Below are 13,471 nucleotides of genomic sequence, written 5' to 3' on the forward strand. Positions count from 1 at the left end.
GGCCTACGATCAGTCGATGAGCACCCAGGAGGGCGGCGGGCCCGTCCGGCGCGAACGCCGGGCGCTGGCCGGCGCCCTCGCCGAGGCGGGGCCGGACGCGGCCACCAACTGCGCCGGCTGGGACGCCCGCGATCTCGCCGCCCATCTGGTCGTCCGCGAGAGGCGCCTCGACGCCGCTCCGGGAATACTTCTGCGGCCGCTGTCCTTCTACTCCGAGCGCGTGCGGCGCCGCACGGCGCGCGCCGTTCCGTTCGACCGTCTGGTTGAACGGATTCGGCTCGGACCGCCGAAGTTCTCGCCGTACGCGCTTCCGGGCGTGGACGAAATCGCGAACGGCGTTGAGTTCTTTGTTCACCATGAGGACATCCGCCGCGCACGTCCCGACTGGGAGCCGCGGGAGATCTCCCCGGAGTTCGAGGAACTGCTCTGGCGACGGATAAAAATTGCCCGCTTTGTCCTAAGAAAAGTTCATGTTCGGGTAACGCTGGTCCAGCCGGACGGCCGCAGCCTGCGCGTGTCCGGACGGGGTCGCGGCGCCGTCCGCGTCCACGGTCCGGTCGGCGAACTCGTCCTCTGGGCACTGGGCCGCCGCGACGTCGCGAACGTCCGCCTCACCGGGGCGACGGACGCTGTCAAGACCCTGACCGAGACCGGTTGGAGTCTTTAACGGCCAGGTAACGGCGTGGTTCGCGGAGAGGAGAATCGCAAGCCTTGCGGCTCCTCCGCTTTACGCGGAACCGGTGATACGGTGGTCCGGTCGGTTGCAGTCGTGGTTCTCGATCGTTCAGACGCCCGCGGACTGATGGCAGCGGGCGTTTTGGCTTTTCCGGGACCGTACCGGGGGCGAGAGCGTTCCGCAGCGACCGCACGGGCCCGCGAGGTGTGGGCCCAGGTTTTGCCGCAAGGAGAAAGACATGCCCCAGCAGGGCACCGTGAAGTGGTTCAACGCCGAGAAGGGCTTCGGTTTCATCGCCGTGGACGGCGGCGGGCCGGACGTGTTCGTGCACTACTCGGCCATCCAGAGCTCCGGGTACCGCACGCTGGACGAGAACCAGCGCGTCCAGTTCGAGGTGACGCAGGGTAACCGGGGTCCGCAGGCCGACCAGGTCGTCCCCCTGTAAAGCCCGTAGTCGTACGTCAGGGCCCGCCCCACCTGCAAAGGGAGGCGGGTCCTTTCGCATTCCGGGCGGATCTTTCGCCTCCCGGCGGGGCCGTGCCCGGTCATCGCGCGGCACGCGGCACAATGGACCCATGTCCGTTCGACCGTCCGACCTGGACCCCAAGATCGCTGACCGGCTCAAGCGCGATGCCGGCGGCCTCGTGCCCGCCATCGCCCAGCAGTACGACACCGGCGAGGTGCTCATGCTCGGCTGGATGGACGACGAGGCGCTGCATCGCACCCTGACCACCGGCCGCTGCACCTACTGGTCCCGCAGCCGCCAGGAGTACTGGGTGAAGGGCGAGAGCTCAGGCCACCAGCAGTGGGTCAAGTCGGTCGCGCTCGACTGTGACGCCGACGCGATCCTGGTGAAGGTCGACCAGGTCGGCGCAGCCTGCCACACCGGCGACCGCACCTGCTGGGACGCCGACGTCCTGGACGCCGTCGTCGGCGAACGCCCCGACCCGGCCTCGTGACCGGGCCGTGCCGATGACCGAACAGCGCCGATGACCCCGGGGCGCGAGCGCGGCGTGACGGCGCTGCTGTGCGCCGCCGGGGCCGGTCTCGTCCTGCTCGCCGCCGGCCGCACCTGGGCCACCGTCGAGGCCGAGGACGCCATCACCCCGTTCAGCCAGAGCCTGACCGGCGGTGACCTCGGCGGCGCGGCGGGCGCGCTCGGCTGGGCCGCGCTCGCGGGACTCGCCGCGCTCTTCGCCACCCGCGGCCGGGTGCGGGCGGGCGTCGGCGTCCTGATCGCCCTGTTCGGCGCGGGCATCACCTACGCCTCGACCGCCGCCGTTCAGCGCGCCAACGTGCTGTCCGCCGCCGGCGACAAGAGCGCGCTGATCAAGCTCGGCGCCGACCCCGCCCTGCAGGTGAACCTGTGGTGGATCGTCTCCGTCGCCGGTGGTGTGCTCCTCGTCGCCGCGGGTGCCGTCACGGCGGTGCGCGGGGCGCGCTGGCCGGGCATGTCCGCACGCTACGAGCGCGCGACCCCGCAGGCGGCCGCCGCCGACGACGACCCGTCCGCGATCTGGAAGTCCCTCGACCGCGGCGAGGACCCCACCGCCCAGAAGAACGGGCGGCCGTGAACACCGAGGGCGGCGGGCTCGTCCTCGTCGTCGAGCACGACCCGGCCGTCGCCGAACTGCAGCGCCGCTACCTCGCCCGCGAAGGCTTCGACGTCGAGATCGAGGCCGATCCCGGCCGGGCTCCCGCCGCCGCCGAACGAGGGCGCCCGGACGTCGTCGTCCTCGACCTGTCCGTCTCCGCGCTGCCCGCCGACCTGTACCGGCGCGTGGCGGAGGCCGCGCGGCCCGCGCCCGTCATCGCCGTGACCGGGCCGCTGGACCCCGCCCTCGCCCGCGCGCTCGGCGAGCACCACGTCGACCGGCCCTTCAGCCCCCGCGTCCTGGTCGGCGCGGTCGCCGACGCGCTCCGCGGCGGCGCCCCCGCCGAGACGCCGGGCCCCCTCCGCGCGGGCGCCGTCGCCCTCGACCCCGAGGGCCGCATCGCCGTCATCGGCGACCGCCGCGTCACCCTCACCGTCACCGAGTTCGACCTCCTCGAGTTCCTGATGGCCAATCCCGGCCGCGTCTTCACCCGCGAGCAGCTCCTCGACGCGGCCTGGGGCCCCGGCGCGGGCGCCGGAAGCCGCACGGTCGACGTCCACGTCGCCCAGCTCCGCGCCAAACTGGGCGAGGGCAACCCGATCAGGACCGTCCGGGGCGTCGGCTACGTCCTCGACAGGTGAGGTCTCGCGTGGAGGCTCCTAGGGTGGACGGTGTGACTCGCGCGGCATCGGACTCGGCCCGGCGGACGTTGCTGCCGCAGGGGCTCGTGCTGGGCGGCGTCGTCGCGGGGGCCCTGCTGGTGGCGTTCCGGGATCCGAACGAGGCGGGGCACTACCCGAGCTGCCCTTTCCTGGCGATGACCGGGTACTACTGCCCGGGGTGCGGGATGATGCGGCTCGTCCACGCGCTCACCCACGGGGACGTGGGGACGGCGTTCGGATTCAACCCGCTGGTCTTCGTCCTGCTGCCGGTGTTCGGCTACATGTTCGTCCGGTGGACGGTGCTGGGCGCGCGGGGGATGCCGATGCGGTCCGCTCTGTTCAGGCCGGTCGTGGTGTACTCGTTCGTCGGCGTCCTCGCCGTGTACTGGGTCGTCCGCAACCTGCCGTTCGCGGCGGCGCTGGCGCCCTGAGCGGCGGCGGCCGCGGGAGGGGTCCCCGGATGCCGAGAGCGTTCCAGGGGGCGGCTACGATCGGTGCACGGAACGACCTGAAATAGGGGGGCCTGCGACCTTGAGCGTTTTGGACGAGATCGTTGAGGGCGTCCGGGCCGATCTCGCCGAAAGGCAGCGTGAGGTTCCGCTCGACGCCCTGAAGGAGCGGGCGGCGGCCGCCCCCGCCCCGCGGGACGCGCTCGCCGCGCTGCGCGGTCCCGGCGTCTCGGTGATCGCCGAGGTCAAGCGCAGCAGCCCGTCCAAGGGCGCGCTCGCAGCCATCGCCGACCCCGCCGCCCTCGCCCGCGACTACGAGTCCGGCGGCGCGAAGGTGATCAGCGTGCTGACCGAGCGGCGCCGGTTCGGCGGCAGCCTGGAAGACCTCGCCGCCGTCCGCGCCAACGTCGGCGTCAGCGTGCTGCGCAAGGACTTCATCGTCACGTCCTACCAGCTGTGGGAGGCGCGGGCGCACGGCGCCGACATGGCGCTGCTCATCGTCGCCGCGCTGGAGCAGGACGCGCTGGTGTCGCTGGTCGAGCGGGCCGAGTCGATCGGGCTGCTCCCGCTGGTGGAGGCGCACACCGAGGAGGAGGCCGTCCGGGCCGTCGACGCGGGCGCCAAGGTCATCGGCGTGAACGCGCGCGACCTGAAGACGCTGCAGGTCGACCGCGGCGTGTTCGCGCGGGTCGCCCCGCTCATCCCCAAGGACATCGTGAAGATCGCCGAGTCGGGGGTGCGGGGCCCGCACGACCTGCTCGCCTACGCCTCCAGCGGCGCCGACGCGGTGCTGGTCGGGGAGAGCCTGGTGATCGGCAAGGACCCGCGCACCGCGGTCGCCGACCTCGTCGCCGCAGGTGCCCACCCAGCGTTGCGGCAGAGCGGCTGAAGGACTGGATAGGCTGAGGACATGCAGGTCGAACCGCTCCGGGAGCGATGGCAGGGCTTCACTCTGACTCGGTGACAAGCCCCTTCTCGTACGACAGGACGCGTTTCCCATGACCATCGACACCGCGCGCGGTGCCGTGCCCGACGCCGCGGGCCACTTCGGATCGTTCGGCGGCCGGTTCGCCCCCGAGGCGCTGATGGCGGCGCTGGACGAGCTGACCCGCGAGTTCGAGACCGCCAAGCACGACCCCGCCTTCACCGCCGAGCTGGACGACCTGCTCGCGAACTACGCGGGCCGTCCCAGCCTGCTGACCGAGGCGAAGCGCTTCTCGGAGCACGCGGGCGCCCGCGTGCTCCTCAAGCGCGAGGACCTCAACCACACCGGCTCCCACAAGATCAACAACGTACTCGGCCAGGCGCTGCTGACCCGCCGGATGGGCAAGACCCGCGTGATCGCCGAGACGGGCGCCGGGCAGCACGGGGTCGCGACCGCCACGGCGGCGGCGCTGCTCGGCCTGGACTGCACCGTCTACATGGGCGAGGTCGACACCGAGCGGCAGGCCCTCAACGTCGCGCGGATGCGGATGCTCGGCGCCGAGGTCGTCCCGGTGACGACTGGCAGCCGCACCCTCAAGGACGCCTGCAACGAGGCGTTCCGCGACTGGGTCGCCAGCGTCGAGAACACCCACTACTGCATCGGCTCCGTGATGGGCCCGCACCCGTTCCCGATGATGGTCCGCGACTTCCAGCGGGTCATCGGGGTCGAGGCGCGGCGGCAGTGCCTGGAGCTGACCGGCGCGCTGCCGGACGCCGTCGTCGCCTGCGTCGGCGGCGGCTCCAACGCGATCGGGACGTTCCACGCCTTCGTCCCGGACGAGTCCGTCCGGCTGTTCGGCTTCGAGGCGGGCGGCGACGGCGTCGCCACCGGCAGGCACGCCGCGACGCTCGTCGGCGGGTCCCTCGGCGTCATCCACGGCATGCGCACCTACCTGCTGCAGGACGAGGACGGCCAGACCCAGGAGACCCACTCGATCTCCGCCGGCCTCGACTACCCCGGCGTCGGCCCCGAGCACGCGTGGCTGCACGACGCCGGCCGCGCCGAGTACCGGGAGATCACCGACGCGGAGGCGATGGGCGCGTTCTCGCTGCTCTGCCGCACCGAGGGCCTCATCCCGGCCATCGAGTCCGCGCACGCGCTGGCCGGCGCACTGAAGGTGGGCCCTGAGCTGGGGCCGGACGCCACGATCGTCGTGTGCCTGTCCGGACGCGGCGACAAGGACATGCACACGGCCGCCGGCTTCTTCGGCCTGATCTCCCAGGAGGAGGGCCAGTGAGCGTCCAGACCGCCTATGACAAGGCCAAGGCCGAAGGGCGTGCCGCGCTCGTCGGCTACCTGCCCGCCGGGTTCCCCACCGTGGACGGCTCCATCGAGGCCCTGAAGACCATGGTCGACGCGGGCTGCGACGTCATCGAGATCGGGCTGCCCTACACCGACCCGATGATGGACGGCCCCACCATCCAGGACGCCGTCCACCAGGCGCTCGTCGGCGGCGTCCGCGTCGCGGACGTGTTCCGGACGGTCGAGGCCGTCGCCGCGACCGGCGTCCCCACCCTCGTCATGACGTACTGGAACCCCGTCGACCACTACGGCGTCGACCGGTTCGCCCGCGATCTCGCCTCGGCCGGCGGCTCCGGCCTGATCACGCCAGACCTCACGCCGGAGGAGGGCGGCGCGTGGCTGGAGGCGTCCGACGCGCACGGCGAGGGACCGGGCCTCGACCGGGTGTTCCTCGTCGCGCTCAGCTCCACCGACGAGCGCATCGAGAAGATCACCGGGCTGTGCCGCGGGTTCGTGTACGCGGCTTCGCTGATGGGCGTCACCGGCGCGCGCACCGCCGTCGACACCGGCGCCCCGCGCCTGGTGGAGCGGACCCGCGCCATGATCGACAAGGCCGGGACGGCGCTGCCGGTCGGCCTCGGCCTCGGGGTCGGCGACGGCGCCCAGGCCGCCGAGGTCGCCCGGTTCGCGGACGGGGTGATCGTCGGATCGGCGTTCGTCCGCCGCCTCCTGGACGCGCCCGACCTCGCCTCCGGCCTGACCGGCCTCCGCGCCCTCACCGAGGAGCTGGCCGCGGGCGTCCGCACACCCCGCTGACCGCCGCCGACCGGCCGTCGACCGCGTCACGCGGATCCGGCGACCGCCGGGCCGCGGAACCCGTGTGGGTACGACGGGCGGCCGGCCGCGCGTCGTGCGGATCCGGCGACCGCCCGGCCGCCGAACCCCGTCCGATTCTGATGGGCGGTCGGCGGGCGATGCGTGCGGGTTCGGCGACGGGTACCGTCCGGTCGGACGATCTTCCGGCGGCCGGACCCCGTGCGCGGCTGACGATCACCGGCGGGGTGTTGTGCGGGTCTGACGATCATTCGGCGGGCGGGGCGTGCGCGGGGGCCGGATCTCGCGGACGGCGCCTCCGTGTTGGGCTTGTGATGCCGCCGCTCTCCCGTAAGGTGTGTTCGCCGGGTGAGACGGTCCTGGAAGGATCACGATGACGCAAGAGATGACGGCGAAGGAGCGGGCCGGTACGGCCGCGCCGCCGTTGCCGCCCGCATGGTTCCTGGTCACGGCCTGGATCCTGACGATCGCCGGGTTCGGGATCTCCGTCTACCTGACGATCACGCACTACGACGAAGGGGCGCTGGTGTGCTCGGCGTCCAAGACCGTCGACTGCCACGCGGTCACGACCAGCGACTACTCGACGCTGGCCGGGATCCCGATGCCGCTGCTCGGCCTGGCCTTCTTCGTCGCGTTCGCCGCGCTGATCACGCCGTGGGCGCTGCGGTCGGCCTGGCCGCCCTTGCGCTGGGGACGGGTGGCGAGCGTGTCGGTCGGCGTGCTCTTCGTCGTTTACCTCGTCACCGTGGAATTGGCAATCTTGCACAAAATCTGCCTGTGGTGCACCGGGGTCCACGTCGTGACCGTCCTGCTCTTCCTTCTCGTTCTCATCGACGAATTCCGGCGAATCGGTCAAGTCGACTAGTCTCGCCGTGACCGCGCCGCACGGTGGCCGGCGCGGCCCACACGCAATAGGAGAAACCCCATGAGCAAGGCCGCACGGGAGCGGTCCGCGCGGGAGCGCCTGGCCGCCGAGCGAAAGCGGCAGGAGTCGCGCTCCAAGCAGCGGCGGCTGCTCGCGATCGTCCTCGGTTCGGTGGTCGCGGTGGCGGTCATCGTGGTCGGGACCGTCCTGATCATCGACCAGCAGCGCAAGAGCGGGCGGGCCGAGGCGCACAAGGGCGCGCTCGCGCCGCTCAGCCGCCAGGCGGACGGCTCCATCGTCATGGCCAAGGCCGGGGTGACCAAGCCGGAACTGGAGATCTTCGAAGACTTCCAGTGCCCGATCTGCAAGCAGTTCGAGGAGTCCACCGGCAAGACCATCCAGCAGCTCGCGCTGGAGGGCAAGGTCAAGGTCGTCTACCGGCCGTTCCACCTCTTCGGCCAGCAGAAGGACCCGATCAAGATCAACTCGCTGCGCTCGGCGGCGGCGGCGCTCTGCGTCCCGGCCGACAAGTGGGTCTCCTACCAGGAGGCGCTCTACAAGTTCCAGCCCGCCGAGGGCGACGAGGGCTTCGCGCCCGACGACCTCGTCAAGTGGGGCAAGGACATCGGCGTCACCGACCCGAACTTCGAGAAGTGCGTGCGGGACGAGCAGAAGAAGCCGCAGGTCGACGCGATGACCAAGTACGCCCTGCAGACCCGCGGCGTCGACGGCACGCCGACGGTGTTCCTCAACGGCCAGAAGCTCGACACCAACCAGGCCATGAACCCCGGCGGCCTGCGGGCGGCCATCGACTCGGCCCGCGCGGCCGGCAAGTGACGCCCCGCCCCTGACCGTCGCGCGCCGCGCCGTCCCCTCCCAACCCGGCGGGGGGACGGCGCGGCGCGGCGTTTCCACCGTCCGGGGACGCCCCGTCCCGCTACGCTCGTGCGAGCGCACAATCACGCACAGTGGCGATCGGGGGATCGATGAGCGAGCAGAGGGGCAGGCCTTCGCCGCAGGGGCCGCTCGGGGACGAACAGGCGCGGGCCGCGGTCCGGGGGCAGCGGCAGCGGTTGCTGGTGGTCGTCCTCGGCGGGGTCGTCGCGGCGGCCGTGGTGGTCGCGGTGGTGGTCGTGGCCGTCTCCCGCACCAGCGGCGGCGAGACCTTCGAGGACACCTACAAGGGGCCGCTGGCGCCGACGACCCGGGAGCAGTACGGCGCCGTCGCGATGGCGCAGCCGCGCGTCACCGCACCCGTCCTGGACCTGTACGAGGACTTCCAGTGCCCCGCGTGCAAGCTGCTGGAGCAGCGGCTCGGCGGGACGATCAAGCAGCTCGCCGCCGAGGGCAAGGCCAAGGTCGTCTACCACCCGTTCCAGCTCTTCCAGCAGGATCCGCTGATGTCGAACTCGCGGCGGGCCGCGAACGCCGCCGCCTGCGTCCCGGCCGAACGGTGGGTCCGTTACCACGACAGGCTGTTCGCCGAGCAGCCCCCCGAGGGCGACAGGGGCTTCAGCAACGAGGACCTGATCGACTGGGGCGCCGAGCAGGGCGTCGCCGACCCCGCGTTCGCCGCCTGCGTCAACGGCTCCCAGAAGATCGACCTGGTGGACGAGGCGAGCGCGCAGGCCGGGCGGGCCGGCGTCGACTCCACCCCGTACCTGGCGCTGAACGGCCGGAAGATCGGCGCCGAGGCCCTCGGCTCCCCGGACGACCTGAAGAAGGCCGTCGCCGCGGCGGCCGGCGCCCCGGCCCCGGCGCCCGGCACCACCCGCTCGGACGGGACGGCGTTCGGCGCCGACCCGGCCCCGTAGCGGAGGGCGACCCGGCGGCGTAGGCGGGAGCGGCCCGGCGCCGTTCTGCGGGGCGGCCCGGCGGCGTGGCGCGGGCGGCCCGGCGCCGTTCTGCGGGGCGGCCCGGCGGCGTGGCGCGGGTGACCCGGTGGTGTGGCGGGGGGCGACCCGGCGGCGTGGCGGAGACCGCGCGATCCGCGCCCCGGAGGCGGTAACGTCTGCGGGCATGGAGCCGCTGGCCTACATTCCGAGTCCCTCGCAGGGCGTCTGGCACCTCGGGCCCGTCCCGATCCGCGCCTACGCCGTCATGATCATTCTTGGCATCGTCGTCGCGGTCTGGCTGGGCGAACGGCGCTGGGCCGCCAAGGGCGGCGCACCCGGCGTGGTCGTCGACATGGCCGTGTGGGCGGTGCCGTTCGGCCTGGTCGGCGGGCGGCTCTACCACGTCCTCACCGACTACCAGCGCTACTTCGGCGCGGACGGCGACCCGCTCCGCGCGCTGGAGATCTGGAAGGGCGGCCTCGGTATCTGGGGCGCGGTCGCGCTGGGCGCGGTCGGCGCGATCATCGGCTGCCGAAGGCGCGGGATCTCCGCGCTCGCGCTCGCCGACGCGGTGGCGCCGGGCATCGTCCTCGCGCAGGCCATCGGCCGGTGGGGCAACTACTGGAACCAGGAGCTGTACGGGCGGCCGCTCGACGCCTTCTGGGCCATCGAGATCGACGAGAACCACCGTCCGGTGCTGGACGGCGGGCCCGCGCTCGACCCCGAGTACGCCGACATCGCCACCTACCACCCGACGTTCCTGTACGAGTTCCTGTGGTGCGTCGGCGTCGCGGTGCTGGTCATCTGGGCCGACCGCCGCTACAAGCTCACCCACGGGCGCGCGTTCGCGCTCTACGTCGCCGCCTACACGCTGGGACGCGCCTGGATCGAGGCGCTGCGCATCGACGAGGCCCACGAGGTCCTCGGCCTGCGGCTGAACGACTGGACCTCGATCATCCTGTTCGCCGGCGCGGTCGCCTACCTGTACCGGGCGCGCAACCTCACCGGGCCGGAGAACCTCGGCCGTCCCGCCGAGGAGACCGGGTCCGGCGCGACGGTCGCGGACGCCGGGACGGACGACGCCGGAACGGACGCGGAGCCCGGCGAGGACGCGCCCACGGTGGTCGAATCCGAGGGCGATGAGGCCACCGAGATACTGGAGCAGCCCGAACCCGCCGACGAGGACGCGGAACCCGCCGAGAAGACGGCGACCGACAGCGAGGCGGCGGCAGCCGAGCCGGAAGACGAAGACTCCGAGCCCACCGCCGAGCCTGCCAGCGAGACCGCCGTCGAGGACGCGAAGGACGATGGTGTCGCCGACCCCGAGCGGGTAGAGGAAGAGGAATCCGAGGGGGAGCCCGTCAAAGACGGGAAGTAGAAGCCGGCGAACGCGACCGATGCGGGGGAGATGACCAGCGGGGAGACCGGTGTGCGCCCGGAGCGCCACCACCAGCACCGCGACGTGACCGGCGGCTGGCTGCGGCCCGCGGTGTTCGGCGCGATGGACGGCCTGGTCTCCAACTTCGCGCTGATCGCGGGCGTCGCGGGCGGCCAGGCGAGCCAGCGGGTGGTGCTGCTCGCGGGCCTCGCCGGGCTGGCGGCGGGCGCGTTCTCGATGGCGGCGGGGGAGTACATCTCGGTCGCGTCCCAGTCGGAGCTTGCCGAGGCGGAGATCGAGGTGGAGCGGCGCGAGCTCGCCCGGCATCCGGGGGCCGAGGAGCGGGAGCTGGCCGGTGTCTTCGAGGCGCGCGGCGTCGACCCGGACACCGCCGCGGAGGTCGCGCGGCAGCTGTCCCGCGACCCCGACGAGGCCCTTGAGGTGCACACCAAGGAGGAGCTCGGCGTGACGCCCGGCGAACTGCCGTCCCCGGTGCTGGCGGCGGGCTCGTCGTTCCTGTCGTTCGCGGTCGGGGCGATGCTGCCGGTGCTTCCGTACCTGCTGGGCGCGTCCACGCTGTGGCCTGCGGCGGGCGTCGCCGCGCTCGGCCTGTTCGCCGCGGGCGCGCTGGTGTCGCGGGTGACCGCCCGCGCCTGGTGGTTCGGCGGGACGCGGCAGCTGCTGTTCGGCGCCGCCGCCGCGGCGATCACCTACGGGGTCGGCGCGCTGATCGGAACGGGCTGATCGGAACGGTCCCACCGGGAGGAAACGCCCTTTTGGCCACGCGGAGGGCGGCGGGGCCGCTAAGCTCCCGGACGTGATCGAGGCTCGTGACACAGGCTCCCGCAAGACCCCGGGCAAAGGCCGCGGGCGGGACTTCTGGCCGGACGACGACAAGCCCGGCCGCCGGTTCCCCAGTCCGAAGCTGCTGTACGGCGCGGCCGCCGCGCTGGTCGCCGTGGTCGCCGCGGCGGCGGCCGTGCTGGTGCTGACCGGCGGCGGGACGGACGAGAAGGCCGCCCCCCGGCAGGTCCTCCCGACCGCGTACACGCCGGACTACAACGGCGAGGGCTTCCGCCAGATCGCCGAGCGGTCCGCCGACGGACGCGCGATCACCGAGGGCGAGGCGTTCTCCGCGAAGAGCCTGAAGTCCACGGGCTACTCCTTCTCGCTCGCCGCGTCCGACCTGAGCTCCGACTGCAAGGCCGCGACCTGGGGCGCCCGCCTGCAGGGCGACCTCGCCAAGTTCGGCTGCAACCAGATCGCCCGCTCGGCGTACGTGAGCGCCGACAAGAAGCACGTCGGCCACTTCATCGTGATCAACCTGTCCGGGGTGGAGGGCGTCAAGCAGATCCTGCGCGACCTGGACCCGCGGACGAAGGCGGGCTGGCCGACCCTGCTGCAGGCGCCGGGCGTCCCCGCGACCGGCGCCGGGTTCAGCGCCGCCTACGCCAAGACCTACGGCCACTACGCGGTGCTGACGCTGGTGGAGCGGGCCGGCGGGGCGCAGCCCGCCTCGCTCAACGAGATGATCGATGTGAGCCTGGTCATCGAGAACGCCGCCGACTTCCTGTACGGGCGGCTCGACCTGGCCTCCACCGGGACCCCGAGGCAGTGATCCGGCCGCGCGCGGGCGTGTCACCGGCCGGCGGGCAGTAGTCTGCGCGGTCGTGGATCCCGATGAACAGCGCCGCGGCGGCCCCCGGCGGGCACCGGTGAACCGCCAGGGCCGAGGGCAGCCCGCCCCGCGCAGGACGGCCCCGGGCCGCACCGGCGCGCCCCGCCCGCGCACCCCGGCCCGTCGCCCGCAGCATCCGGACCGTCCGGCTCCGCCTCCGCAGCGCATGCCGTACGAGGACGGTGAATCCGGCTACCGGAACGCGTCCGGCTCCGTTCCGCGCCCGCGTCCCGGCGAGGGCCGCGCGATGCCGGACCACCACGGCGGCGGGTCCGACGCCCGCGACGGCAGGGTCGATCCGCGTACCGGGAAGGCGGAGCAGCGCGGCCGGAAGCAGAAGGGCCGCGGCCGGACGCCGAAGCAGCGGGGCGGCAGGCCGGAAAGGCGCGATGGCGGGGCCGAACAGCGCGTCGGCCTGGCCGAGCTGCCGATCGGGCCGTCCCGGGACGCGCGCGGACCGCGCAAGACCGGCCGGAAGCGCCAGGCAAGCCAGGGACGCAAGGGACGTCCGGCCGGGTACGGGCCGAAGCTGTACTTCGGCGCCGCCGCCGTCCTCGGCTTGGTCGTGCTGCTCGCGATCGGCGCGGTGGTCGGCCTGCGCGGCGGGGACGCCGCCCCCGCGGGCGGCGACGCGAGCAACGTGCGGATCGGGAAGCCGGCCCGGAACGGCCTGTCGCCGGTCTCCTACTCGAACTCGCCGTCGACGTCCGCGTACACCGGCATCGCCTCGCGCGGCGCGGACGCCAAGCCGCTGACGATCGAGGAGTCCTTCCCGCCGTCGGCCACGACGCTGTCCGTCCCGGACGGCGACGTCGAGGTGAAGCTGCGCGCCAAGCGCCTGGACGCCGACTGCGCCGCCGCCATATGGGGCGCGACCGTCGGCGACGTGCTGGGCAAGGGCGGCTGCACGCAGGCGGTTCGCGGGATCTACTCCGATACCGAGAAGGGTTACGGGCTGGCCGTCGCCGTGTTCAACCTGGCCGGTTCGGCGGACGCGGACCGGTTCGTCGCGACGCTGGAGAAGACGCTCGGCGCGGGGTTCGTCCGGCCGCTGGAGGCGCCCGCCCCGCTGGACCGGTTCGGGCACGGCTTCGGGATGGCGCGCGGCCTGGCGATGGGCCACTTCGCCGTGGTCACGTGGGCGCAGCGGCTGGACGGCAAGGGCGACGAGAAGGACGAGACGCTGCTGTCCCTGCTGATCGAGGGCGGCAAGGCCCCGGCGGTGCTCGGCCGCGCCGCCCGCACGTCGAACTGACGGAGCGGCTGGCGGAC

16 protein-coding genes are annotated in these 13,471 nt (G+C 73.2%); all 16 read left to right on the forward strand.

Annotated features, from left to right (window positions below; genetic code table 11):
* A partial coding sequence (locus tag E1287_RS25015) for a TIGR03085 family metal-binding protein (protein WP_207934446.1) occupies positions 1-667 on the forward strand: 667 nt, incomplete at its 5' end.
* 247 nt (positions 668-914) lie between these two features.
* Complete coding sequence (locus E1287_RS25020; RefSeq protein WP_018657218.1) at positions 915-1,121, forward strand: cold-shock protein; 207 nt, start codon at positions 915-917, stop codon at positions 1,119-1,121.
* A gap of 130 nt (positions 1,122-1,251) precedes the next feature.
* Positions 1,252-1,635 carry a phosphoribosyl-AMP cyclohydrolase gene (gene hisI / locus E1287_RS25025; RefSeq protein ID WP_131967500.1) on the forward strand — a complete coding sequence of 128 codons (384 nt, stop codon included), beginning with the start codon at positions 1,252-1,254 and terminating at the stop codon, positions 1,633-1,635.
* 30 nt (positions 1,636-1,665) lie between these two features.
* Positions 1,666-2,250, forward strand: a complete 585-nt coding sequence (locus tag E1287_RS25030; protein ID WP_131967501.1) for a Trp biosynthesis-associated membrane protein — start codon at positions 1,666-1,668, stop codon at positions 2,248-2,250.
* On the forward strand, positions 2,247-2,912 hold the full coding sequence (locus E1287_RS25035) for a response regulator transcription factor (RefSeq protein ID WP_131967502.1): 666 nt from the start codon (positions 2,247-2,249) through the stop codon (positions 2,910-2,912). The genes E1287_RS25030 and E1287_RS25035 overlap by 4 nt, the downstream gene beginning before the upstream one ends.
* Positions 2,913-2,944: 32 nt before the next feature.
* Complete coding sequence (locus tag E1287_RS25040; protein ID WP_243719421.1) at positions 2,945-3,364, forward strand: DUF2752 domain-containing protein; 420 nt, start codon at positions 2,945-2,947, stop codon at positions 3,362-3,364.
* A 100-nt stretch (positions 3,365-3,464) separates the two neighbouring features.
* Positions 3,465-4,271 (forward strand): indole-3-glycerol phosphate synthase TrpC, encoded by an 807-nt coding sequence (gene trpC / locus E1287_RS25045; RefSeq protein WP_131967503.1) that lies wholly within the window; start codon positions 3,465-3,467, stop codon positions 4,269-4,271.
* A 109-nt stretch (positions 4,272-4,380) separates the two neighbouring features.
* Complete coding sequence (trpB, locus tag E1287_RS25050) at positions 4,381-5,604, forward strand: tryptophan synthase subunit beta (protein WP_131967504.1); 1,224 nt, start codon at positions 4,381-4,383, stop codon at positions 5,602-5,604.
* Positions 5,601-6,425, forward strand: a complete 825-nt coding sequence (gene trpA / locus E1287_RS25055; protein WP_131967505.1) for a tryptophan synthase subunit alpha — start codon at positions 5,601-5,603, stop codon at positions 6,423-6,425. Before trpB ends, trpA begins: the two co-directional genes overlap by 4 nt.
* A gap of 391 nt (positions 6,426-6,816) precedes the next feature.
* Positions 6,817-7,308 carry a vitamin K epoxide reductase family protein gene (locus E1287_RS25060; protein WP_131967506.1) on the forward strand — a complete coding sequence of 164 codons (492 nt, stop codon included), beginning with the start codon at positions 6,817-6,819 and terminating at the stop codon, positions 7,306-7,308.
* A 60-nt stretch (positions 7,309-7,368) separates the two neighbouring features.
* Positions 7,369-8,145, forward strand: a complete 777-nt coding sequence (locus E1287_RS25065) for a thioredoxin domain-containing protein (RefSeq protein WP_131967507.1) — start codon at positions 7,369-7,371, stop codon at positions 8,143-8,145.
* A 149-nt stretch (positions 8,146-8,294) separates the two neighbouring features.
* Entirely contained in the window at positions 8,295-9,122 is an 828-nt protein-coding gene (locus E1287_RS25070) for a thioredoxin domain-containing protein (protein WP_131967508.1), read from the forward strand.
* Positions 9,123-9,327: 205 nt separating this feature from the next.
* Entirely contained in the window at positions 9,328-10,521 is a 1,194-nt protein-coding gene (gene lgt, locus E1287_RS25075) for a prolipoprotein diacylglyceryl transferase (protein ID WP_131967509.1), read from the forward strand.
* 30 nt (positions 10,522-10,551) lie between these two features.
* The gene (locus E1287_RS25080) at positions 10,552-11,265 is read left to right on the forward strand and encodes a VIT1/CCC1 transporter family protein (RefSeq protein WP_131967510.1); all 714 of its coding nucleotides are present in this window, start codon (positions 10,552-10,554) and stop codon (positions 11,263-11,265) included.
* Positions 11,266-11,338: 73 nt separating this feature from the next.
* Positions 11,339-12,139 (forward strand): hypothetical protein, encoded by an 801-nt coding sequence (locus E1287_RS25085; protein ID WP_131967511.1) that lies wholly within the window; start codon positions 11,339-11,341, stop codon positions 12,137-12,139.
* 52 nt (positions 12,140-12,191) lie between these two features.
* The gene (locus E1287_RS25090; RefSeq protein WP_131967512.1) at positions 12,192-13,454 is read left to right on the forward strand and encodes a hypothetical protein; all 1,263 of its coding nucleotides are present in this window, start codon (positions 12,192-12,194) and stop codon (positions 13,452-13,454) included.
* The last annotated feature ends 17 nt before the right edge of the window (positions 13,455-13,471 follow it).

Source organism: Actinomadura sp. KC06 (assembly GCF_004348735.1).
Classification (GTDB): Bacteria; Actinomycetota; Actinomycetes; order Streptosporangiales; family Streptosporangiaceae; genus Spirillospora.